The 24,044-nt window shown below is 63.2% G+C and carries 17 protein-coding genes, 2 tRNA genes and 1 pseudogene; 9 read left to right on the top strand and 11 right to left on the bottom strand.

Features of this window, described 5'->3' with window-relative positions; all coding sequences use genetic code 11:
* Positions 1-3: 3 nt before the first annotated feature.
* From Y703_RS0108195 to Y703_RS18710, 9 genes are all read right to left on the bottom strand, one after another.
* On the bottom strand, positions 4-1,647 hold the full coding sequence (locus Y703_RS0108195; protein ID WP_026552325.1) for a GTPase: 1,644 nt from the start codon (positions 1,645-1,647) through the stop codon (positions 4-6).
* Complete coding sequence (locus tag Y703_RS0108190) at positions 1,644-3,452, bottom strand: dynamin family protein (RefSeq protein WP_026552324.1); 1,809 nt, start codon at positions 3,450-3,452, stop codon at positions 1,644-1,646. Before Y703_RS0108190 ends, Y703_RS0108195 begins: the two co-directional genes overlap by 4 nt.
* Positions 3,453-3,537: 85 nt before the next feature.
* Positions 3,538-3,610, bottom strand: a tRNA-Glu gene (locus tag Y703_RS0108185).
* Between the two features lie 93 nt (positions 3,611-3,703).
* A tRNA-Gln gene (locus Y703_RS0108180) sits at positions 3,704-3,775 on the bottom strand.
* Between the two features lie 70 nt (positions 3,776-3,845).
* Positions 3,846-4,565 (bottom strand): HAD family hydrolase, encoded by a 720-nt coding sequence (locus Y703_RS0108175; protein ID WP_051427407.1) that lies wholly within the window; start codon positions 4,563-4,565, stop codon positions 3,846-3,848.
* Positions 4,566-4,567: 2 nt separating this feature from the next.
* A complete protein-coding gene (gltX, locus tag Y703_RS0108170) occupies positions 4,568-6,076 on the bottom strand; it encodes a glutamate--tRNA ligase (protein ID WP_026552322.1) in 1,509 nt (502 codons plus the stop codon).
* Between the two features lie 6 nt (positions 6,077-6,082).
* The gene (locus tag Y703_RS0108165) at positions 6,083-6,388 is read right to left on the bottom strand and encodes a hypothetical protein (protein ID WP_026552321.1); all 306 of its coding nucleotides are present in this window, start codon (positions 6,386-6,388) and stop codon (positions 6,083-6,085) included.
* A gap of 26 nt (positions 6,389-6,414) precedes the next feature.
* The gene (locus Y703_RS0108160) at positions 6,415-7,188 is read right to left on the bottom strand and encodes a fumarylacetoacetate hydrolase family protein (RefSeq protein WP_026552320.1); all 774 of its coding nucleotides are present in this window, start codon (positions 7,186-7,188) and stop codon (positions 6,415-6,417) included.
* Positions 7,189-8,786: 1,598 nt separating this feature from the next.
* On the bottom strand, positions 8,787-10,355 hold the full coding sequence (locus Y703_RS18710; RefSeq protein ID WP_253907970.1) for a carbohydrate-binding protein: 1,569 nt from the start codon (positions 10,353-10,355) through the stop codon (positions 8,787-8,789).
* 313 nt (positions 10,356-10,668) lie between these two features.
* Between Y703_RS18710 and Y703_RS0108145 the strand changes: the two genes are divergently transcribed.
* Together Y703_RS0108145 and Y703_RS0108135 are read left to right on the top strand one after the other, a co-directional pair.
* Positions 10,669-12,990 carry a glycosyltransferase family 2 protein gene (locus Y703_RS0108145; protein WP_051427413.1) on the top strand — a complete coding sequence of 774 codons (2,322 nt, stop codon included), beginning with the start codon at positions 10,669-10,671 and terminating at the stop codon, positions 12,988-12,990.
* A 342-nt stretch (positions 12,991-13,332) separates the two neighbouring features.
* A complete protein-coding gene (locus Y703_RS0108135) occupies positions 13,333-14,877 on the top strand; it encodes a putative bifunctional diguanylate cyclase/phosphodiesterase (RefSeq protein ID WP_026552318.1) in 1,545 nt (514 codons plus the stop codon).
* A gap of 56 nt (positions 14,878-14,933) precedes the next feature.
* Here Y703_RS0108135 and Y703_RS0108130 read toward each other — a convergent pair whose 3' ends face one another.
* Together Y703_RS0108130 and Y703_RS0108125 are read right to left on the bottom strand one after the other, a co-directional pair.
* The gene (locus Y703_RS0108130; RefSeq protein WP_026552317.1) at positions 14,934-16,040 is read right to left on the bottom strand and encodes a branched-chain amino acid aminotransferase; all 1,107 of its coding nucleotides are present in this window, start codon (positions 16,038-16,040) and stop codon (positions 14,934-14,936) included.
* An 11-nt stretch (positions 16,041-16,051) separates the two neighbouring features.
* On the bottom strand, positions 16,052-17,113 hold the full coding sequence (locus Y703_RS0108125) for a 3-isopropylmalate dehydrogenase (RefSeq protein ID WP_026552316.1): 1,062 nt from the start codon (positions 17,111-17,113) through the stop codon (positions 16,052-16,054).
* A gap of 196 nt (positions 17,114-17,309) precedes the next feature.
* Between Y703_RS0108125 and Y703_RS18700 the strand changes: the two genes are divergently transcribed.
* The 7 genes and pseudogenes from Y703_RS18700 to Y703_RS0108095 form a co-directional block, all read left to right on the top strand.
* Complete coding sequence (locus Y703_RS18700; protein WP_253907969.1) at positions 17,310-18,134, top strand: sensor histidine kinase; 825 nt, start codon at positions 17,310-17,312, stop codon at positions 18,132-18,134.
* A 36-nt stretch (positions 18,135-18,170) separates the two neighbouring features.
* Positions 18,171-18,440: an ATP-binding protein gene (locus Y703_RS22985; protein WP_343212881.1), complete on the top strand. Its 270-nt coding sequence runs from the start codon at positions 18,171-18,173 to the stop codon at positions 18,438-18,440.
* A 101-nt stretch (positions 18,441-18,541) separates the two neighbouring features.
* Positions 18,542-19,178: pseudogene (locus Y703_RS18695) on the top strand (response regulator transcription factor).
* Between the two features lie 108 nt (positions 19,179-19,286).
* On the top strand, positions 19,287-20,063 hold the full coding sequence (locus Y703_RS0108110) for an ABC transporter ATP-binding protein (RefSeq protein WP_026552315.1): 777 nt from the start codon (positions 19,287-19,289) through the stop codon (positions 20,061-20,063).
* Between the two features lie 3 nt (positions 20,064-20,066).
* Positions 20,067-22,613 carry an ABC transporter permease gene (locus Y703_RS18690; RefSeq protein ID WP_051427403.1) on the top strand — a complete coding sequence of 849 codons (2,547 nt, stop codon included), beginning with the start codon at positions 20,067-20,069 and terminating at the stop codon, positions 22,611-22,613.
* 40 nt (positions 22,614-22,653) lie between these two features.
* Complete coding sequence (locus tag Y703_RS18685; RefSeq protein ID WP_051427402.1) at positions 22,654-23,187, top strand: hypothetical protein; 534 nt, start codon at positions 22,654-22,656, stop codon at positions 23,185-23,187.
* A 117-nt stretch (positions 23,188-23,304) separates the two neighbouring features.
* On the top strand, positions 23,305-24,044 hold a 740-nt coding region (locus Y703_RS0108095), incomplete at its 3' end, for a DUF222 domain-containing protein (RefSeq protein WP_155849442.1).

Raw genomic sequence — 24,044 nt, 5'->3', positions numbered from 1 at the left:
GTTCTAGGCTCGCCCCCGAGCGGCAGTAACTGCCTTCCTGAACCCGTTGTACCTGGCAATCTCCGCCTCGACCGGCGCAATCACATCACGGCCTGCAACTTCGGCCACTGCGGCGTGGAGACGGCGTCGAGCTCGGCGACCTCGCGAGGCCGCCGACACTTTTGCCGCCCCAGCGGATAGGAGGGCCACAGCGATTCCTACTATCGCTCCCCCGATTGCCAGCAGCGTGGGCAACGGGAAGCCCTCAACCATCGGGGTTACTGGTGCCGGGAGCTGTAGGAAGCCCAGCGCAGCGAGCACTCCGAGCCATACCAGCCCGGCGACAGCTGCGGCGAAGAGCAACCACTGCAGCGCTCCGATCACGGGCCACCACCAGGACCGTTTGTTCCAGCGCAGATCGGTCTGCGCTATTGCCTGATCCAGTCCGTCAGCCAGCGCCCCGGTTGATCCCTGGGCTGCCGTCCGGATCTGCTCACGCCACGGCCCGTGGACCGACTCGGCCGCGGCATCGGCGTATTCCCGCAGTGCTCCGTCCATGGCGGCACGCTGCGCGGGTCCTGGGGTGGGGAGCGAGGTGCGGTTAGCTGTCGCGTCGACGTCCGACCGGCGCAGGTTTAGGCGGCGCAGGGGGTCGGGCCTCAGTTTGCCGAGCCAGCGGGTTACTGGCCACCCGGTGGCTGCGTGGGCGTCACGCCGATAGGACCCGACGACGGCGTCGACAACGGTTTCCGTCCCGATTGCCCCCGCCAGCCGGTCCGCCAGCCGCGACCTCGCAGCTTTGGGTGGCTGGACGGCGTCGACGGTTCCCGCATGCTCGGCGAGCCGGTTCGCTGCCACTGCAACATCGGCGGTGAGCCTCGCGGTGGCGGCCTGCCGGCGTTTCACCGTCTGCCCGAGCTCCTTTACCAGATTGTCCAGTCCGGCTCCGGTGCTGGCTGACACCGGGTGGACTGCCACAGAACCGAGTCCCTCACCCGCGAGGATACCCCGCAGGGAAGCCGTCACCTGGGCTACTTCCTCTCCGATCAGGCGGTCCGTCTGGTTGAGCGCCATGATAGTCACGCCACCGTGGGTAGCCATTCCCCGGAGGAATCCGTGATGCAGTGCTGCGTCGGCGTACTTTTGGGGGTCGACCACCCAGAGGAGGACATCGACCTGACCAGCCAGCCGCTCCACCACCTCACGGTGACTCGCGGCTGTGGAGTCAAAGTCGGGGAGGTCCAGCAGGATCAGCCCCCCGCCGTCGTCAGCTGACGAGCGTCCGCCGACAGCCAGACGGGAACTCTCTGGCAGCTCGTGCCGCAGCGCCACCTGCAGCCAATCCAGTAACGGGGCGCTCCCCTCGGAATTCCAGAGCACAGCGAGCGGTTCAGACGTGGTGGGCCGGCGCGCAGCTACACGTGCCACGTCAGTCCCGGTCAGCGCGTTGAGCAGCGAAGACTTTCCGCTGCCCGTGGGACCGAAGATGCCTACCACCGTATGAGCGGCGGAGAGGGAGCGTCGGGTACTGGCCCGGTCGATCACTTCGAAGGCGGCCTGTAGATCCTGCTCGGGTAGGCGCCCTACCGCCAGCTCGCGGGCCGTGTCCAAGGCTTCGAGCTGGTTCTGGACAGCTGATTCGGCCTGCTTGCCCTTGTGCCGGCTCACTGGTCACGCCCGTCAGCGGCAGGACCAGCGCCGTCGTCGGCCCCGTTCATCGCCTGCTCGCCCGAGGGCCGGCTGGATTCAAGCCTACGGGCATACTCACGGAGCGTCCCGGCCGGAGTCTGTTGGGCCGCCGGGACGAGCGGCTCCAGGTAGCGCTGCTGTTCGGTGCGAAGCAGCGACCCGCACCGACGCTGCAGGTTGTCGCGCGCCGATTTCGCCAGGCGTCGGACTGCGTCTTCGCCGAACACCGCTTCAAGAAGTTTTTGACCCACCACGGCCGACCCGCCAGCGACGCCGATTTCCAGTCCACTCAGCCCGGCGGTGGAGGCGAACACCACCACCATCAGGGCTACCGCAATACCGTTCACCCCAAAGGACAACATCCTGGCGGTGAAGCGCTTGTTGGCGCCCTCGGCGCTCACCAACTCCAGCAGGTCTTTCTGCCAGGCCCGGATTTCCCGTGCCGCAGCGGCCGAGAAGTCATCGCCTCGGGGTGGTAGCCCCGCCAGCAACTCCCGCCCGGCATCGCCGTCGCGCCAGGAGTGTTCGGTCCTCTGGGCTGCCAGGGCTGCCTGTTCCACAATGACAGCGTGGAGGCCTGTCTCGATGGCTGTCTCCACCGTGACCGCCCGGGTGGGCCGACCGGTGAGGAACGACCCGATGGCGTCCCGGGCCCTGCCGACCCGGGACTCGAGGCCTCTCATGAACTCGCCGGTACCAACGAAGTCCTGCCAGCGGGCCAGCACCTCGCCGCGGAGCAATGTGCCGTCCCTGGTGGATTCGAGGATTCCTTCAAGGGCATCGTCGAACGCACCGGTCGCCGCGGCCTGTAGCCGAAGGTATTCGGCCTGCTGGTCGTCCTGCGCATCAGCGGCGGCGTGCACGCGGCCCGCAACGGAGTGGACCGCGCCATAGAGGGTGCGGCGCGCAATTTCCTGTCGTCCAGCCGCGTCCGCTGCCAGCGCCCGCAGCCAGCGCCTGATCGGGTCGACCGCCTCTGCGGGAAGCATGCCCGCCGGATCCAGGGGCAGTTCGGGGACGATGAAGATCGGGGCGTGGCCCAGGTCAGCCGCAGCCAACAGTGTGTGGAGGTCGCTGCGCACCTCTTCTTCAACCCCAACGGGTACCCGGTCCAAAACCACCGCCAACAAAATATCCCGTGCTGCGGCGTCGGCGAGCAGCTTCCACGGGACGGCATCCGCATAGCGGTTTGCGGTGGTCACGAAGACCCAGAGATCAGCGGCGGCGAGGAGCTGCCCGGACAGCCGGCGGTTCTCATCGGCGATGGAGTCCAGATCCGGGGCGTCGACCAGGGCAAGGCCCAACGGAATCATCGGGTCCGGGCGCAGCAGAAGGGTCCCGGCGCCCGGAGTGTTCTCGGCGGTTTGCTCGGCCTGAGGTTTGTCGATGCCGGTCTCGACGGCGCGTACCCGGCTCAGCGTCGGGAGCACCCGTTGGTCAGAGAACCAGTGACCGTCGGCTGGGTGATGCAGGAGCACGGGCTGCCGGGTGGTGGGGCGGATGGCTCCCGATCGGGTAACCGGGTGACCGACGAGCGCATTGACCAGGGTCGATTTTCCGGCCCCGGTGGACCCGCCGACGACGGCCAGCAAGGGCGCCTCGAGACTGAGCAACCGGGGAACCACGTAGTCCTCGAGCTGGGCTGCCGCGGCTGTTGCGTTAATTCGAGCCTCACCAGCCCCGTGGACGGCGAGGGGAAAGGACATGCCGCTGAGGGCCTCCCCTGTCTGGCGCAGCGTCGCTAAGAGCGGCTGGGCGGCGGCGGCAGGAAGGGTGTCAGTCACCACCCCATTGTGCCGTACGCCGTGCGATGGCAGTGGTAGGGCAAAGAAAAACCCCCGGAACCTCAAGAGGTTCCGGGGGAAATTGTGACCCCAGCGGGATTCGAACCCGCGTTACCGCCGTGAGAGGGCAGCGTACTAGGCCGCTATACGATGGGGCCAGTACTTTTTGCTGTCTGGTTGTAGCCAAACAAGCTAGATGATTATTTCACATCTGCCAGATGCGGCCAAATTGAATCCGCCTACATCCAACGCTGGGGTACCAGGACTCGAACCTAGAATGTTGGTACCAGAAACCAGTGTGTTGCCAATTACACCATACCCCAATGGCACATACCGCAGGGCTCCAAACGGAGCATCCGGGCCGCGAGAACCGCTCTGCGCCGAGAGATCACTTTACCGGACATTCGGCAGGAACTGCAAAACGTCTGCCAGCGAGGTGATCCGATGGCCGCTGAAGTCCGCAGGCCCGGCTGATCGCCGGTCAAGCCACACCCCGATCAGCCCCGCTGCACTGGCGCTCTCTGCGTCGACGAGTCTGTTGTCCCCCACATACAGCGTGCGCTCCGGCCGGGTCCCGAGCTGGCGGGCTCCTTCGAGGTAGATGGCTGGGTCTGGCTTTGCCACCCCAACGGTGTCAATCCCCACGAGGACGGCGAAGCGCTGAAGTCCTGATCGGTCGAGCTTGGCCCGCTGATAGTCATGCACGTTGTTGCTCACCGCCCCGTAGGGCACCTTAGCCGCGTCCAGGGTGTCGAGGAGCGGGATGACGTCGTCGTACGGTTCGAAGTGCAGGGGCAGCGTCGCCTCGTAGGCGGTGTTCCAACGCCGGGCGGCCGCGCCCTCAAGCGGCTCCTCGACGAAGGCAGCCTGCGCGTGTCTGGCCCGATGCAGACGCTGTTCGGTGAAGGTCAGTTCGCCGGCGAGGAACCGGTCATACCAGCCCAGTGGGTCGTGGGCGTAGAGCCGCTTGTACTCGATCCAGTCCGCGTCGCTGAGGTGGGCCAAGGTATCGGCGCCCACCTGGTGGAGGGTCCTGCCCATCGCAGTTTCCAGATCCACCAGGGTGTCGTCAATATCGAACAGCACCCCGGCGATCTCCGGGACGTTGTTCACGATCAACCGGCCGTGCTGCCGAACGCTTTGATCCTCGCCAGCGAGGAGACCTTGCCGAGAATCACCATCGATTCGAAGAGCGGCGGGGAGATCCGCTTGCCGGAGACAGCTGTCCGGACCGGCCCGAAGGCCAGGCGTGGCTTCATCCCCAGCTCTTCGACCAGTGCCTGCCGGAGGGCGTCCTGAATGTTCTCGGTGGTCCACTGATCGAGCGGCTCCAACGCTGCGTGAGCGGCGTCGAGCACTTCGCCAAGATTCGCAGGCAGCCCCTTGCGGGCGTCGTCGGCAATCTCGATTCCGGCGTCATCGGTAAAGAGGAAGCCAAGCATGTCAGGCGCCTCCCCGAGGAGGGTGATGCGCTCCTGGATCAGCGGCGCCGCCTCGGACAGGATGTGGCGTTCGCGTTCGCTCAGGTCGGCACCAACCAGTCCGGCCCCCTGCAGGTACTGAATGATTCGCTGGCGGAAGTCTTCAGGCTCCAGCAGGCGCACATGCGTCCCGTTGATTGCCTCAGCCTTCTTCAGATCGAACCGGGCTGGATTGGCCAGCACATCGTGGACATCAAACTTCTCCACCAACGTATCGACAGAGAAGATATCTTCATCGGCTGACAGGCTCCAGCCCAGCAGGGACAGGTAGTTGAGCAGGCCTTCGGGAATGAACCCGCGCTCCCGGTGAAGAAACAGGTTCGACTCGGGATCCCGTTTGGAGAGTTTCTTGTTCCCCTGGCCCATTACATACGGCAAGTGACCGAAGAGCGGCATGTAGCTGGCCACACCAATGTCGATGAGCGCGCGGTACATCGCGATCTGGCGCGGCGTGGAGGAGAGCAAGTCCTCGCCCCTGAGAACGTGGGTGATTCGCATAAGTGCGTCATCCACCGGGTTGACCAACGTGTAGAGCGGGGCGCCGTTGGCGCGGACAACAGCAAAGTCGGGAATGCTTCCGGCGCGGAAGGTGATGTCGCCGCGCACCAGGTCGGTGAAGGTGATGTCGTCGTCGGGCATCCGCAGCCGCAGCACGGCCGGGCGGCCTTCGCTGCGGAACTCTTCCCGCTGGCCTTCGGTGAGGTTCCTGTCGTGGTTGTCGTATCCGAGCTTGATATCCCGGCCAGCACCACGGTGGCGTTCCTCGACCTCCTCCGGCGTGGAGAACGACTCGTACAGGTGGCCCGCTGCGCGTAGCTTAGCGATGACGTCCTGGTAAAGGTCTCCACGCTGCGACTGCCGGTAGGGTGCGTGCGGTCCCCCGACTTCCACGCCCTCGTCCCAGTCGATACCGAGCCACTTCAGTGCGTCAAGAAGCTGGGTGTAGCTTTCCTCGCTGTCGCGGGCCGCGTCAGTGTCCTCGATCCGGAACACCATGGTGCCACCCGTGTGGCGGGCATAGGCCCAGTTGAACAGCGCAGTCCGGATCAGCCCGACGTGCGGTGTTCCGGTTGGCGAGGGGCAAAACCGCACACGCACAGGGGTCTGATCGGTGACAAGGGGGATCTCAGCAGCAATAGTCATGATGGGCTAAGTGTACGGGGCGAGGGCCCCGACCCCGCTCTGCCCGGCGGCGAACCACCACGCAGCGAAGATGAGTGCCGCAACGGCAGCGCCAAGTATGACCTGGGTTCGCACCGGCGTCTTCGGGCGGAAATAGCGCAGCGGCAGGACCGCTGCCGCACCAAATCCCAGTGCGGCAAGAGCTGACACCCAGATCTGGGGTGCGCCCCCAAGGGCGGCAGCCCGGGCTGACACCAGGGGAAGAGCACAGGCCGCAATGGCAATGAGCCGCCCCAGCCGTTGTCGCTCAGCGCTTGAACTTCCCTTCCGCACTGGCCCCCGTGGCACCCGGCGCATGGTTAGCGACGCGCCGGATTGGACAGGCGTCCGATGCCTTCGATGTCGACCTCGTAGCTCTGGCCCTCGCTGATCAGGCCCACTCCAGCTGGCGTACCGGTCAGGATGAGGTCGCCCGGAAGGAGGGTGAATGCCTGGGAAACGTAGGACACCAGTTCCTTGACACCCCAGATCATCTGGCTCGTGGAGCCGTCCTGCTTCAGCTCGCCGTCAAGCCTGCCACGCACCCGGAGGTTTTCGGTGTCGAGGTCAGTCTCGATCCACGGCCCTACCGGGCAGGAGGTATCGAAGCCTTTGGCTCGCGCCCACTGGTTGTCGGTCTTCTGGGCATCGCGGGCAGTGAGGTCGTTGGCGCAGGTGTAACCAAATACCACTTGGTCCACCCGATCCAGCGGAACATCCTTGCAGATGCGTCCAATGACGACGGCGAGCTCGGACTCGAAGGAGATCTCGTCGGAAAAGGCCGGGAGTACTATGGGATCACCGGGGCCAATGACCGAGGTGTTGGGTTTGAAGAACATCAGAGGTGCCGGTGGCACCTCGTTGCCGAGTTCTCTGGCGTGCTCAGCGTAGTTGCGACCGATGCCGACAATCTTGCTGCGAGGGATAACCGGAGCAAGCAGTCTGACATCAGCTAGTTCGTGGCGAACACCGGTGAGTTGAACACCTGAATAAAATGGATCGCCGGCCATCACCGCGATCTCTTCCTGGCCTTCCTCTCCTTCTACCACTCCAAATGCTGGGTCACTGTCAACGACAAATCGGGCTATACGCATGATTTACAGGCTACCGTGACCCTGTCCATGCCTTGGAATTTGACTGCCATCCGCAGATGGGAATGGCCGTGAACCTTGTCCCCAGCGGGCAAGTTCACGGCCATCCAGCAAACACCGTTCAGTTCGAACGGTGACTACGAGGGCTTAGCCTTAGTTGGGCCAGTCGCCAATGTTCGGCCAATCACCAATTTTTGTGATTCGATCGAACGATGTGCCTTTAACACCGGTGGCGGCGTCTGCGGCTGTAGCCGTTGTAACACCACCGATTGCGAATACTGCTACGAGCAGCAGAGATGCAGATAGTCTTTTCATACGAGAGTCCTTTGCTAATGCGAGAAAGCGCGAGGCACCGAACCCCGCGCAGTTTCATTAGTATACGAACAAATAGCTTAAAACCAAGCGTTTGGGAAGATGAATTTTTGGGCGCGATAGGCGCTTATATCCCCTAAACTCAGGTACTGGGGTCGGACGTCATCAAGGACGCCCTATCAGCATCACCCGAGGTCCAACGAAAACTGCACGAAGGGGCTACCACCCATGGCACTAAATCAGCCCGGCGACCAGCTGTTGTACGAGCTGAGGGCGAGAGAAGCGTGGAGCCAACGCGATTACGGGAAAGCACGCGTGATCGCCGGCCAGGCAGTTGATCTAGCACTCAAAGACGACAACCAGGTGGCCTGGTGGAACATGGCCTTTTTCCAAGCCGAGTGCCTTCGGGAGGAAGGCGCCGTGGAGGAATCGGTAAAAGTCGCCGAATTACTCCGCGCGCACTCGCTTACAAGCCAGTCACCAGCCCTTGCAGCACGGGTTCTCACCCTGCTTGGCATCGGACTTCAGGGGATAGGCCAGCTTCCATCCGCCGTGGACGCTGCACGAAACGCAGTCGATCTGGCGGCTAAGGATGAGGGTCCTCCCGAACTCCTGATAAACGCACTGCGAGCTTTGATCGCGACGCTGGCAGAAAGCGATCGGGTCGACGACGCATGGGATGAGTGCCTAATCCTCTCCGCCTTGATCACCGCAGATACCCATACACAGGTCGCGGGAAAGGCATACTGGGTGATCGGCAATGTCGCTTTCATGCGGCAGGAGGTGGCAGACGGGGCGAAGTATCACCAGCTTGCCGCCTCGAGCCTATCCCCGAACAATGACCTCGACCTATGGGCACGATTCAATCGTGCATCAGCGGCAAAGCGGCTCGCGGCCGGCGTCGTCGATGCAGAGACCCTCGAGTGTATCGAGCGGGCGGAGACCGCCAGCTCGATCGTCGGGGGCAACGAGCGTGATCAGCTTGAGCTGTCCCTGACCCGAGCTCATTGGCTTGTCCTTACCGGGCAGCTCAGCGCNNNNAGCCGATCTGCGCCAGCGGAACCATCCTCGCCTCGCAGACAGCCGGTGAGGCGAACCTGTTACTGGGGCGTGCGCTTGCCGGTCGCGGTGACGACATCGAGGCGGTCGGCTACCTGGATTCGGCGAAAACATACTTCATCGAGTCTGGAGCGCAGGACCGAGCGGCGCACGTTGCTGGCTTAACCGAATCCCTGATGCAGCCCGGGGGAAATCTCCAGTAGCCGAAGGCCTTGCCGGGCTCCCCCGACTCAGTCGTCGTCGGCCGCCCCCGCGGGAGTTGCGGTGGGGGTTGGCTCCGCACCCGCGGCATCCTCGTCCTCGAGCCCCTCAAGGAGTTCGACTACTTCGTCATTGGTCAAACGGTTCCACGGTGATCCAGCTGAACCCTGCAGTGCCGCTTCAGGGCTATCGCCCTGACTCCACCACTTGGATTCAAACACGTGGTCGTCGAGCTGAACCCTGTCACCGCTCTCATACACCTCTGCCGGATCCCACTCATCGATGGTTCCCGCTGGAACTGTGGGAGCCGTGACAGGCTCGTCGCCTGGCAGTACTGGCCCGATCAGAGTCCAGGGTGTCTCGTCCGCCTGCAGCACCGGGTTGTCAGGAACTGCATCTTCGTTCCACCACTTGGCGACATACACATTGCCGTGCCAGACCACCCGCTGCTCAGCAACATAGGTGGCGTCCTCGGACCAGATGGGATACGGGCTGGTTTCGGGGTCATCCTCGATCAGTGCCGGCGTCGGCTCCGGCGATGCTGAAGTCGTCGCCACAGTCTCGGAGCTACCCTCGAACCCCTGGCCGAGGATCTGCGCGAAGCTCTGGCCTTCTTGGTCTATTCCGCTGCACCCCACAGACACAATTGTGGGGTCGGCGTAGTTGTCGCTGCAGGTCGCATCGCGGTTGAGCGACCACATGGACATCCGGCCAATCCCACGTTCGACGGCAAAAGCATTCAAACCGGCGGCGTGCTCGAGCGAAAAGACCTCGCTGACGACGTCGTTCTGGCCAATCATCGGCGTCAGTCCCAATTTGGTCCAGAGAGCCTGGGGACCGAGCGGCAGACCGGCTCGACTGTATAGTGTGGCGAGCTGCGAGTGGGTCGATTCGGCTGCAGAAATTGACGCTTCAAGCATGTTCATTGTTTCGGGGCGACTCCCGCCGAAGTCCATCGTCATGATGTTGACTCCAGCGAGATCGACTCCGCCTTCCAACATCTGCGTGACGGCCGTAGTGCCCGGTTCGGTGAGACCCGACGGGGCGACCGGCAGGGTGAGCCAGATATTCAGGGGTTCGTCAGCGGCGAATCGTTCCTCCTGAAGGAGCGCGAGTGCCTCCGCCCGACGCTCCCCGGCGGCGGTGTCGAGCAGGTTCTCGCCCTCGACGTCCAGATCGATAGTGGTGAGGTTATAGCGCTCCACCACCGACGCGTAAGCATCCTTCAAATCGTTGACATCGGTGCATGAGGTAGCCAGCTCGTCATTGAGCAGCCCCCCGAAGGACACTGCTACTTCGCCCCCACTCTGCAGCAGGCGGGCAATCCTGCGGTCCAGATCCATTGTCGATTCCGCTTCATCGAACGTGTAGGCGGCACCCCAGGATGGCTCACAGGGACTTTCCGGATCCGCCACGATGAAGGAGAGCACCGCGCTGCCGCCCTCGTCAGTCTGCGGGCGTTCGAAAGCGTAGAAGGGCGTGGCGGTTGCGTCGACGTAGCCAGCGAACCAGGAACCGCCGTTCTCAGCGGCCCGGGCATCCTCAAACCGGTTCCAGCCAGTGAACGACGCAGCGACCACTGCTGCGAGAACACCCACTACAAGAACCAGCCGGACGAACGAGAGTTTCCGACCTGGAAAGTGCCTTGCCAATGTGTGCCCCCAAGATGTGTGCCCCCGCCGCTCCAAGGGAAACTTGAACTATAAACTGTTGTGTTACCTAATCACTATAAGTCCCACATCATAGTGTTATTCTTGCACCGTCATGGAACGACTGCACCAGGCAACGAGCCGGTGCGCGGAGTCGCTCAATGAACGCAGACAAAATGCCACCCGTCGGGTGGAGCGGTATAAGCCGCCTGCGCAGGGAGCGGCAGGGTTCGATCCTGCAATCGAGTCGCTGGGGAGCGAGATGAAGGATCATAAAGAGGCTGCGGCCTCTGCACCAACCAAAGAGTCGGGACCGGCTGCTCGCAAGCGCCAGTGGGGGGCTGAGAAGCGCTCAGAGCCGCTCTCAATTGTTCACCCCACGCCATCGCGTCGGAAGATAGCACTTGGCCGGTTGGCGATCGTGGCCACCATGGTCGGCTGGGCCTCCTACGTTGTCACAACCATTCTGCGGCAGCTCATCAACAACCCTGATGCGGGATTCCGCTTCCAGTTCGAAGCGGTGTCGTACCTGCTTGTGGTCACGTTCCTGACCTTTTCAGCCCTGCTGTACCTGGTTGCCCGTCAAGGTGCCCTGTACCGGTTCCGTGACCACAAGCGTGTGCCCCGTGGAGAGCTGGATCGTCACTTCGCTCACTACGACGAAGGCATTACCGTGCTGGTGCCCTCCTACGCCGAAGAACCCCAGGTGGTTCGGGCGACACTGTGGTCCGCTGCCCTCCAGGAATTCCCCGGCCTGCGCGTTGTCCTCCTCCTCGATGACCCGCCGTACCCCACCGACCCGGCAGTAGCCGAACGCCTGAAGATCACCCGTGAGCTGTCGGAGACCATCGAAGGCCAGTTACTGGAGCCTTCCACCCGTTTCAACGACGCCCTGGCCAGCTACCGCGAACGTCTTGCCGTTGAAGTGCTTCCCGGAGTCGACGAACTCGAACTCCTGACCACCGAATACATCGCCGCTGCCACCTGGCTTGAGGACATGGCGGCTGTGGAACGGGTCGAGGACCACGTGGACGAGTTCTTCGTCGACCTGGTTCTCATGGGGCTCGCCCGGGAGCTCCGGCTGACGGTACTCGGACTCACAGCAGCCCGCGCGCAGGGAGAGCAGCCCAACGAGGACCGGATGACTGAGCTGTACCTCCGTCTGTGCCGGATCTTCGCTGCACGGCTGGAGACGTTCGAACGGAAGATGTTCGCTTCGCTGTCCCATGAGGCCAACAAGGCGATGAACCTCAACTCCTACATTTCCCTGATGGGGAAGCGCTGGCACCGCGAGGAATCTCCGAGCGGAACCATCCTGCGTCCGGCCGAGGGCCCAGCCCAGGTAGATCTGGATGTACCTGACTCCACCTACCTCCTGACCCTCGACGCCGATTCGCTGCTTCTCCGCGACTATTGTCTGCGCCTGGTGTATCTTCTGGAATCCCCTGGCAACGAGCGGGTTGCCGTGACGCAGACCCCATACTCCTCCTTCCGCGGTGCGCCCACCCGAATTGAAAGGGTTGCCGGCGCCACCACCGACATCCAGCACATCCTGCACCAGGGCATGACCTACTACGGTGCCACCTTCTGGGTTGGGGCCAACGCGGTAATCCGCAAGGAAGCCCTGATGGACATTCTTGAGGTTGAAGATGTTGGCGGGTTCGAAATCCACACCTATATCCAGGACCGAACAGTTATCGAGGACACTGAGTCCAGTGTTGACCTGGGTGCGCACGGGTGGACCCTGGTCAACTATCCGGAACGCCTTAGCTACAGCGCTACTCCCCCGGACTTCGGCTCCCTAGTGGTCCAGCGACGGCGCTGGGCCAACGGTGGACTTTTGATTCTGCCAAAGCTGTGGAACCAGCTTCAGGACCGGCGGTACCGCCGCGACCGGATCCTGGTCCGGGAAGTGCTGCTCCGGGTCAACTACATGGCGTCAATCGCCTGGGCAAGCTTTGGCCTGATGTTCCTGCTGGGTTACCCCTACGACAGCAGGCTCCTGAGCCCGCTGGTCTTCCTGACTGCTATGCCATATTTCCTGGCGATGGGCAGTGACCTGCGCGATTGTGGGCACCGCTTCAGCGACATTTTCAGGATCTACGGCTTCAATATCGTGCTGCTTCCCGTGAACCTTGCCGGTGTACTGAAATCGATCCAGCAGGCATTCACCGGCGAGAAGATTCCTTTCGTTCGGACCCCGAAGGTCAAGGACCGCACTGCTGCCCCTGCCCTCTATGTGTTCATCCCATACGCGATCGTTGCCTTCTCGCTTCTCACCCTGTGGCGCGACGCTGTGCAAGGGAACTGGGGCAACGCTGCCTTCGCCGGGTTGAACGCAGTGCTAGCGGCCGGCGCTATTCGCGCCTACATCGGCGTGAACAACTCAATCGTGGACATGGTTCTCGGCGTCCTCAACTGGCTTTACGTTCCGCCGCGAAAGAAGCGCGAAACGAAGTCAGCGGTTATCGAAAAGACACCCGCAGAAGCAGATTGGTCGTCCATCCTGTATTACGGAGACCGGCGCCTGAACCGTGACCTTCGGGGTTCAAACGACCGCCGCCGACGGATTTCGTCGCGCTAGTGGTCAACGAGGGTCACCCAGGAAATGTCATTCGTCTCGTCATGCCACAGGGAATTGAAATCACCGGCGAGATCGCAGAGGCCCACTCCGAGCGGGCGCGTATCATTGCCAATGGCAGCCTTCGCCCGGTGCTTTTGGAGATCTCGGGAGTGGGTTCGATCAGCCGTGATGCGCGGGCTGTGTTCAGCAGCTCGCGCAGTTCGTCGGCGATTGCTGTTCTCGGCGCGTCCCCGGTGGACCGCGTCTTGGCCAACTTTTTACTCGGCGGTGACCCACCGCCGTGTCCCACCCGTTTTTTCACCACTGAGTCCGAGGCAATGGCCTGGTTAGGTAGCTGCACGAATGCCTGACAAGCACACTGATCCCCGACTAGCAATGCTGGTTGACGGCATCGTGCGCCTCTCGCGGGGCGATCTCAGCAGCCGGATGAAGCCCTCCGCTGCTCGGGACGACGTCGACGCCGTCATCACCGGCTTCAACCTGCTCGCAGAAGAGCTTGAACTGGTACACAGCGACTTTGAAGAGCGCGTTGCCAGCCGCACAGCTCTGCTTCATCAGGCGCATCTGGACATGCGGACCATGGCCATGACCGATTCGCTGACCGGGTTGGACAACCGGATTGCTCTTCTGTCCAAGCTCGAAGAGGAACTTGCCGCCGAGGGTGACACACCACCGGCTGCTGTGATTCTTCTAGACCTTGATTCCTTCAAGGATGTCAACGACAGTTTCGGGCACGACGCCGGCGACCGCGTGCTGCAGGAGGTTGCCAACCGCCTGGTCACGGTGGTGCGCGACTGCGACACAGTTGCCCGTCTGGGTGGCGACGAGTTTGCCATCCTGGTTCCCGGGGGCACCCTGGAGATTGCCCTCAGAATCGCCAACCGTGCCCTGGCCGCATTGGGCGACCGCATCTCGCTGGAGGAACTCAACGTCTTCTCCCGAGCGAGCATTGGAGTCAGGCTGGCCGATCCAGGTCAGAGCGCTGAGAGCATTCTGCTCGACGCCGACACCGCCATGTACGCGGCAAAGCGGGAAGGACGCAGCACCATCAAGGTGTTCGAACCGCTGATGCTGCTGCAGCGGCAGTTGCGAAGCCAGATTGCCTCAGAACTCCGGGATGCCATCAGGACAAACCAGTTGAGCATTCATTACCAGCCGGTGGTGGACCTTCGCGACGGTCGGGTCCTCGGACTTGAGGCTCTGGTCCGCTGGAATCATCCGACCCGTGGATTCATCATGCCGGACGAGTTCATCCCGCTGGCCGAGGAGATCGGGGCGGTGGTCGAACTTGACCGGTGGGTGATGGCTACGGCGATCGAGCAGTACTCGATGTGGCGCTCGGAAATGAGTCTCGACGACGACTTCCAGCTTCGTCTCAACCTCTCGGCCGTGGAGCTGCAGCAACTCGATCTCGTAGACTATGTGCGCGGCTTGCTGCGACGATTCGATATTCCACCGGCCGCGCTGGTCCTGGAGATCACTGAGACTGCGCTGGTGACCGGTGGGGAAGTCGAAACATACTCGCTGCTGAGTCTCAAACAGCTGGGCGTGTGTATTGAAATCGACGACTTCGGCACCGGCTATTCCTCGATCAGCTACCTTCGGAAGCTGCCGGTCAGCATGGTGAAGGTGGACCGGTCGCTGCTCAGCGAGCTGGCAACCGGGTCGATTCAGTTCGGCTTCATCGCTGCCATCTTGCAGCTGATCCGTGCGGCCGGCCTGGAAGCAGTCTTCGAGGGAATCGAAACCCCTGAACAGGTTCAGAAACTTAGCGAGATGGGCTGTATCGGCGGCCAGGGGTACTACTTCAGCAGGCCGCTTCCGGTCGAAGAGACAACGTCCCTGCTGCGGTCCGCCGCGAAATTACCCCTCGGCCCCAGCCAATAACAAGTGCGGACACCCGTGGGTGCCCGCTCTTGTTATTCTTTGCCCTGCTTGCCGAACTAGACCAGGCGCGTCAGCCAGCCGTGGGTATCGGATGAGGTGCCCGTCTGGATGCCAAGCAGCTGCTCCCTGATGGACAAGGTGACCTCCCCCGCCTTCGAATCGGGGGCGCCGATGACCTCGGAACCATCCTTGAGCTGACCGATTGGGGTGATGACTGCCGCAGTTCCGCAGGCAAAAACCTCGGTGATGTCGCCGGAAGCCACTCCCTCACGCCACTCATCGAGGGTGATCTTGCGCTCGGTAACAGTTAGTCCGCGGTCCTTGCCGAGCTGGATGACCGATGACCGAGTGACGCCTTCCAGAATGGTTCCGGACAGTGCCGGGGTGACCAGCGAGCCGTCCTTGAAGACGAAGAAAACATTCATCCCACCGAGTTCCTCGACAGCGTTGTCATTGAACTGGTCAAGGAACAGGACCTGCTTGCAGCCCTGAGCCTCGGCCTCAAGTTGGGCTGCAAGTGATGCTGCGTAGTTGCCACCGCACTTTGCATTGCCGGTGCCGCCACGGCCGGCCCGTGCGTAGTTACGCGAGACCCAGATATCAACTGGAGCAAGCTCTCCGCCGAAGTAGTTGCCAGCTGGTGAGGCGATGACCCTGAAGGACACTTCCCGGGCCGGCCGCACACCAAGGAACGCCTCGGTGGCTATCATGAACGGCCGCAGATACAGGCTTTCGCCCTCGCGGGTGGGGATCCAGGACTGATCGGCAGCTACCAGCTGACGCAGCGATTCAAGGAAAATGTTCTCGGGCAGTTGCGGCAGAGCCAGCCGCGCAGCTGAACGATTCAGGCGTGCAGCGTTCTGGTCCGCCCGGAATGTCCACACCGACCCGTCCTCATGACGGTAGGCCTTCATCCCCTCGAAGATCTCCTGGCCGTAGTGCAGCACAGCAGCCGCCGGGTCGAGTGCAATTGGGCCATAGGCTTCGAGCCGCGCGTTCCCCCACCCACCGTTGCCAGCGGTGTCCGCCTTGAAATCGACCACAACCGTGTGGTCGGTGAAATGGTTTCCAAAACCAGGCTCGGCGAGAATCTCGGCGCGCTGCTGATCGGATGTGGGGTTGGCGGACGGGTACTGGCTAAATTCCAGGTCGGTGGCTGTCATGGTTAACCAGCTTAGGACACCAGAGCAGCTATCGCATCGCCGATTTGGGCAGTGGTGCGCTGCGCACTGGTTCGGGAGGCGACGTCGTCGTCCACCGCGCGTTCCACCCGGGCCGCCGCGTCGTCAAACCCGAGATGATGCAGCATCAACGCAACTGACAGGATGGCTGCTGTGGGGTCAGCTTTTTGCTGTCCGGCGATGTCTGGTGCTGACCCGTGGACAGGCTCGAACATGGACGGTGCGGTGCGATCCATGTTGATGCTGCCCGAGGCGGCAAGTCCAATACCGCCGGTGATTGCCGCGGCCAGGTCGGTGATGATGTCACCGAACAGATTGTCGGTAACGATGACGTCGAATCGCGCCGGATCGTTGACCAGGAAAATCATTGCCGCGTCAACGTGCAGGTAATCGTGGGTCACCTCGGGGAAATCAAGTGCAACAGCCTCAACTGTCCGCTTCCACAGATGACCCGAATAGACCAGCACGTTGTGTTTGTGAACGAGGGTCAGGTGGCGGCGGGGACGATCGTTGGCGCGGCGGAAAGCGTCACGGACCACCCGTTCCACACCGTGTGCGGTGTTGAGGGACACCTCGGTGGCGATCTCGTGGGCGGTACCGGCGCGCAGAGAGCCACCATTGCCCACATACGGTCCCTCAGTTCCTTCCCTAACGACGACGAAATCGATGTCACCAGGGGAGGCGAGCGGGCTCGCGATACCCGGGTAGAGGCGCGACGGGCGAAGGTTGACAAAATGGTCGAGCGAGAACCGCAGCTTCAGCAGCAACTCGCGCTCGATGATGCCCGAGGGGATGCGCGTGTCGCCCGGCGCTGCACCTACTGCCCCGAAGAGGATCGCGTCATGGGTGCGTAGCTTGTCCAAGGTGTCGTCAGGCAAGGTCTCGCCGGATTCGAGCCAGTGTTCAGCGCCGAGCTTGTACTCGGTCAGGGCGAAGGAAGTATCGAGACCGGCAGTGGCGCTGCGGAGCACCTTTACCGCTTCGGCGATAACCTCGGGACCGATGCCGTCGCCTGGAATGACTGCCAGCTGGACTGTTGACGATAGTTCGCTCATAGGAACAGATTATTGAGTGGCCCACATGATGGACAAGTTGTCTCACCCTCTGAGATGCATGTATCCAGCGCGCCGTCTCCACCCGGGGGTTGATGTGTCGCTGGCAGGCGCCGCCCTAGAGTTAGTCCTTATGGATCTCCACCACCGGTTTGCAGGGCTGCTCCGCGCTCACCCCGGGCGAGTGGATTTTGCAGTGATGACGATGTTATTCCTGCTTCTGGTGGTCCCCGTGGTGATCTTGGCTGTCAAGCCGATTGAAATGCTGGCCTCCGCCGGACTGGTTCTTCCGCTCCTCTGGCGGAGGTCCCGGCCCGTGTTCTCTGCTGGATTGGTCGCCGCTGTCTCGGTGCTGCAGATCATTTTCTATGTGATCCCGGTGCCCGCCCAGGTTGCGGTTCTCATCATCCTCTACGCCTTGGCAGCTCACGCTCCGCGCTGGGCCAGTCTTGGCGGACTTGCGGTGGCTTCAGTTGGGTGCTTCGCCGGGCTGCTAAGGTACAGCGCCGACTTCGGAATCAGTCCCTTCGAGGTGAGCGCTTCGCTTCCCCTCTTCGCCATAGTGGCGGTCCTGGTCGAGGCACTGGTCCTGCTGTGCTGGGCGTTCGGTGACCTGGCGCGTAACCGGAGGCTCACCCTCCAGGCCCTCGAGGACCGTACCCGCCGCCTCGAGGTGGAACGCCAGCAGGAGAGAGATCTGGCGGCCGCCGACGAGCGCAGTCACATTGCGCTCGAGATGCACGACATCGTGGCTCATTCGCTATCGGTCATCATTACCCAGGCCGACGGCGCCAGGTACGCGAGCGCACAGGACCACACTGTGGCGCCAGCCACCCTCGGCACCATCGCCGAGACCGGCAGATCATCGCTGCGTGAGATGCGCCGGCTGCTGGGCGTGCTCCGCGGCGATGAGGAGACCTCAACCCGCCCGCTCCCGGCCCTCGCCGACATCGCTGCGCTGATCGAGACAGTTCAGCACGCAGGGCTGAGCACCACCTACGCAGTGACGGGCACCAACCGCTGAGAGCTGCCCTCCGGGGCCGGGCTCACCGCGTATCGTGTGGTGCAGGAGTCCCTGACCAATGTGCTGAAACACGCGGGCCCGGACGCCCGCGCCGCGGTCGCGCTGGAATGGACGCCCCGGGGCCTGAACCTGGCGATTGATGACGACGGCCGCGGCGCCGGAACCGACCCGTGCTCGACCGGAGCTGAGCAGGGGATCAAGGGCATGCGCGAACGGCTAAGACTCTACGATGGGGAGCTGACCGCCAGTGCACCCGTTGGCGGCGGCTACCGCATTGCCGCATTCATCCCCTATACGGAGGCCTGACAGTGACCGACGACCCCGTACCCGAGCACCCCGTGACCGGGCTCCCCGGTATCAGGGTGGCCCTCGTGGATGACCAGCGGCTGGTCCGCAGCGGTTTCACCATGTTGATCAACTCCCAACCTGACCTGCGGGTAGTGTGCGAGGCTAGCAACGGGGCCGACGCCGTCTCAGCTTTGAAGACCACCGGCGCCGACGTGGTGCTGATGGACGTCCGGATGCCGGGGGATGGACGGCATCGAGGCGACCCGCCAGATCCTTAAGCAAGCAGCGGGCAAGCCTGCCCAGACTGAACGGTCCGGACCGAAGATAGTGGTGCTGACAACCTTTGACCTCGACGAGTACGCGCTCGCCGCCATCCAGGCAGGGGCGAGCGGTTTTCTGCTCAAGGACGCACCACCCGAAGAACTGCTCGAGGCGATTCGCACCGTCTACCGGGGAGACGCCGTGATTGCACCGTCCACTACCCGACGACTGCTGGACCACGTAGCGCCCATGCTGCGGCGGTCCTCCCCCGCGGCAGGCACGAACGCTGGCTCCGTCGGGTCCTTGACGGTGCGTGAGCGGGAGGTCTTCGAACTGATCGCGAGGGGCCTGTCGAATCCTGAGATCGCGGGGAGCCTGTACCTCTCCGAGGCAACTGTGAAGACTCATGTTGGCCATATTCTTGCGAAGCTCAAGGCCAGGGACCGGGTGCAGGCGGTCCTGATTGCCTACGAAACCGGAGTGGTGCACCCCTAGTTCCCTTCCTGAGCCGCGGCAGGCTCATCCCGCGGGATGAGTGGCCAGCGGGAGAAGACCGGCCCGTAGGCTGATCCGCGGCGAAGCCTGCCGCCATAGCGTCGAAGTATGAGAGTTTCTGCCAACACCGACGACCAAACCTCGACGTCGTCCGCCAGCTCGGCGCCCGCCGCATCAGCCCGCTCATTGTCAAAGACCTATGGCCGCGGGGACACCCGCGTGCACGCTCTGAAGGAGGTCAGTGTCACCTTCGAGCGTGGCAGGCTCACCGCGATCATGGGCCCGTCAGGATCCGGAAAATCCACGCTCATGCATTGCCTGGCGGGTTTGGACTCCGCCGACTCCGGCCGCATCTGGATCGGCGACACTGAAATCACCAGTCTCTCCGACAACGAACTTACCCGTCTACGGCGGGACCGGATCGGTTTTGTCTTCCAGGCCTACAACCTGATCCCCACCCTGACCGCCGAGCAGAACATCGTCCTCCCAGTGGCCCTCGCCGGTGGCGCCGTGGACGGTGAGTGGCTGGCCACGGTTTGTTCAACCCTCGGCCTCACCGATCGGCTTACTCACCGCCCGCACGAACTCTCCGGAGGACAACAGCAGCGAGTAGCAGTGGCCCGCGCCCTGCTAACCCGACCCGATGTGCTCTTCGGCGACGAGCCCACCGGCAATCTCGACTCCCGCTCCGGCGCCGAAGTGCTCTCGCTGCTGCGCCGCAGCACCAGGGAAATGGGCCAGAGCATCATCATGGTGACCCACGACCCCGTCGCGGCGGCCTATGCCGACAGTGTTCTGCTGATGAACGACGGCGAACTGGTGGGTCAGCTCGACCGCAGCACACCGGACGTCATCTCGAAGGCTCTCGCCGGACTGGGAGCGTAGGCAATGCTGCAGGTTGCATTTGCCCAGCTCCGTATCGATGCACGACGGTTCGTTGCAGTAGGACTGGCAGTCATGCTGGGTGTCGGGTTCTTCTCCGCCACCCTGATGGTCTCAGGCACCACCCAGGCAAGCCTTCAGCAGAGCCTGGGTGCCACGTACGCCAAAGCAGACCTGGTGGGCACCGTCGGCGACGGTGGCCTACCTCCCGTGGACACCGAACAGCTGTTGACCAGTGTTGACGGTGTGTCAGCTGTCCACGCTGAACAGCTGACGATCACCGCGCTGGAGCTCCCCACTGGGCCGGCGGACGTGTTTGTCCTGAGCATCGCCCCTGAGGAGCTTCAGACCTCCAGCGTCGTGGAAGGTAGCCTGCCCACCGATGGAACCGGAATCAGCATTGATGAATCATCGGCTGCTGAACTGGGAATCAGCGTCGGCGACACCTACGCCCTCAAGCAGTCCCGCTATTCCGTCGACGGCGAGTCAACCGCTCCTCTGACCGTTGCTGTGACGGTCACCGGGATCACCGAAAACTTGGCGGACCCTTACCTTTCCGGCCTGCCGCACGTCTACGCAGCGCCTGACCTGGTGCAGTCTCTCAGCAGCCAGTCAATCGGTGAGACGCCACCCCAGGCGACCTCCGCTCAGCTTGCGCTGGACGATTCTGCTGACGCTGCATCCGTCAGGGCCGACGCCACAGCTGCGCTTGCCGCTGCTGGTATCTCAGCCGAGATCCTGACGAGCGCCGAGCAGGTTACCGCAGATGTCGCGGCCCTGTCGGGAGGAACCGACCAGTTGACTGTGATCCTGCTGGCGTTCGCCGTCGTCGCCGTCCTGGTCACTGTGCTGGTTATCTCCGACACCTTCTCGGTGCTGGTGGCGCAACGGACACGGGATCTTGCACTGCTGCGCTGTATCGGGGCGTCGCGGCAACAGATCCGCAGCTCGGTGCTGATTGAGGCGGCAGTGGTGGGGCTGGTGTCCTCGGTGCTCGGAGTACTTCTGGCCGCCGGGGTGATGTTTGCTCTCGTGCGGGTGGCTGCCACCCAGGAGGGTACCGAGTTTGCCACCCTTGCCATCCCGCCGTCAGCGGTGGTGATGGGAATCGACGTCGGAGTAATGATGACGCTCGTTGCCGCGTTTGTGCCCGCGCGGGCGGCCACAGCAGTGGCCCCGCTCGAAGCCCTGCGGCCAGCTGAGGTTGCCACCACTGAGACCCGCAAAGGGAAAGTGCGGCTGATGCTGGGGCTGGTGCTGGTCCTCCTTGGCGCGGGGCTGCTCGGCGCGGGCGCCGTCTCATCTGCGCTGCTGATAGCGCTGCCTGGCGGGGTGTTGTCCTTTGTGGGGGTGCTACTCTGCGCTTCCCTCTTCCTGCCCGCGCTGGTGACCGCCGTCGGCCGACTTGCCACCCCGCTGGGTGTGCCGGGCCGACTCGCAGCGATCAATGCCGTCCGCAACCCCTCCCGGACCACTGCCACCGCCAGCGCCCTGCTGGTGGGACTCACCCTAGTGACCATGATGATGGTCGGCGCACAGACCTCGCGGGCGGCGCTCGAGGCGGAGCTGGGTGCCAACTACCCGGTGGATCTTGAAATCCAGGGACTCGGCGGCGTCCAGACCACAGGAGCGGCAGTAAAGACTCTTGAACAGCTCGCGGGGGTGGACGCTGTAATGGGACTATCCGTCTCTGCCGTCACTGCCGAATCGGCCGGGGCCACCCCGGTCTATGGATTCTCACCCGATGAGGCGCGGCTGGTCCTTCGCAACGATGGAGTTGAACTCGTCGACGATGTAGTCTTCATGGCCCAGGACAGCGGGCTCTCCGAAGTGACGCTGCAAGGCGCCGACGGCGCGGTGACGCTTCCGGTCCAGGAGGTCGGGTCGCGTGATTTCGCCCCGGCAATCACCGAAGCGACAGCCGCACGGCTTGGGAACGCGCCCCTTCCCGGGGTCGAATCGCTTGGCCCTGAAAACAGCATCCTGTGGCTGAAGCTCGACGACTCCCTGGACGCGGCTGGCGTGGTTGGGCTCCGGTCAGAGATTGTCGAAACGCTCGGCGTTTCCGAGTACCAGGTCAATGGTGCGGCAATTGAGCGGGTGTCCTTCAACGAGATCATCGACGTCCTCCTGCTCGTCGTCACCGCCCTGCTGGCCGTGGCCGTGCTGATTGCCTTGATCGGCGTCGCCAACACGCTGTCCCTCTCGGTGCTCGAACGCACCCGTGAGTCATCCCTGCTCCGGGCCGGGCTCACCAGGGCACAGTTGCGCGGGATGCTGGCCATTGAGGCCGTACTCATCGCCGGGGTCGCAGCTGCTGTCGGCTGCACGCTCGGGGCGGTATACGGATGGCTTGGGCGCAGTCGGCCCTGGGTGCGATTACGCCGGTCACCCCGTCAATCCCATGGGCGCAATTGCTGGGGGTGCTCGCTGTGGCGGTCGTCGCCGCGCTGTTGGCGTCGGTGCTGCCGGCCCGACGGGCGGCGCGGCTGTCGCCGGTGGAAGGTCTGGCTACGGCGTAGCGATCGTGGGAAGCGGAACCTGCGAAGATAGGATTTCCCTCAATGCAGGTTCCGCCCGAAAGGTTAGGCCCATGGACCACTCGTCAGCACCCCGGAGTCACTCAAATCCAGCGGATTCCAGCAGGCTATCGGCCTACCTCGATGACCACCTGCTGGCAGCAGCGTCCGGAGTGAAGCTGTTCTCAACTGCGCAGATTTCCTGGAAAGGCACCGAACATGAGCAGACGTTTGCCTCGCTGACCACTGAGATTTCCGCAGACCGTGACGAGCTGGCACAGATCATCAGTTCCCTCGGCTACACCCCGGGCAAAGTCAAGATGGTCATCGCTCAGGTCGTGGCGCAATTGAGCAAGATCAATCCCCTCAATCTCCGCCGCTCGGACAAGGGCAGCGGCGCCCAGTTGGAACTTGAGGCGCTCCAGAGTGCCGTCCGCGGCAAAGAGTGCATGTGGGAAACCCTCCATGCCTTGACTGAGGCAGGGTCGACCGATCTGGATGCCGAACAGCTACAACGCCTGATCGACAGGGCCCGGAAGCAGCAGGAGCAGTTGACGTACGTCATGAGGGAGTCGGCCCCCGAGCGGTTCCTCTCCGGGGACCACTAGCCGCACACTAGCCCTCGGCCATCTCCTGATCTCGTGGTCCAAAAACCCTTGAAAAAACTACGTCGAGCACCCTGGCCGAGCCCTTGTTTTGTCAGTGGTCGATGATGGAATGGGGGTATGGACAGCAGAACAGCTTCTTCGTCTCGGGCGGGGTTTCCACCCGAATCTGGTGGTCCGCTGGGAGTCGGAGCGCTCTGGAGGGCGCCACTGGGTGACCCGCCAGAAAACCCTGCTGACCCGCCGATGCTCCTAGGCCGGCTCGAGGTGCCAGCGGCGGTTGACGCCGATTACGGGCAAGCGCTCGGCGTGGTCAAAGACCTGGCATCAGCGCGGGCCTGGCTCGACGCACAGGAAGCAAAATACGTGACCCGGATGCTCGACCTCCAAACCGAACGGATCCACGGTGGCCGCGGAGACCTGGGATTCGCCCACACCCTCACCGGAACCGAAATCGCTGCCGCACTGCACCTACCGGAACGGACCGCCGGGAGCCTGATCGACCACAGCGAACTCCTCACCCGCCACTACCAGGTAGCGTTGACTGCCCTTCAGGACGGCCGGCTATCACGGCCTCACGCGTGGGCGGTCGTCGAAGAAGCCACCAGCATCCCGGACGCTGCACCCGAAGTATTAGCGGCGTTCGAAAAACGCCTGGTCGGCATGGCGTGCAAAACCACTGTGAGCCGGTTCTGCCAACAAGCCCACCGGCTGCGGGAGAAGCTCCACCCGGACTCCATCACCACCCGGCACAAGAAGGCCGCCAAGGGGCGGCTGCTGCAACTCAACCCTGCCCACGACGGGATGGCCTGGCTCGAAGCGTACCTACCCGTCACCCACGCCGCAGGGATCTTCCACCG

It is taken from the genome of Arthrobacter sp. H20, assembly GCF_000520515.1.
GTDB lineage: Bacteria > Actinomycetota > Actinomycetes > Actinomycetales > Micrococcaceae > Arthrobacter_D.
Note: the sequence above shows the minus strand (reverse complement) of the source record. Positions and strands in the feature narration are given on the sequence as shown.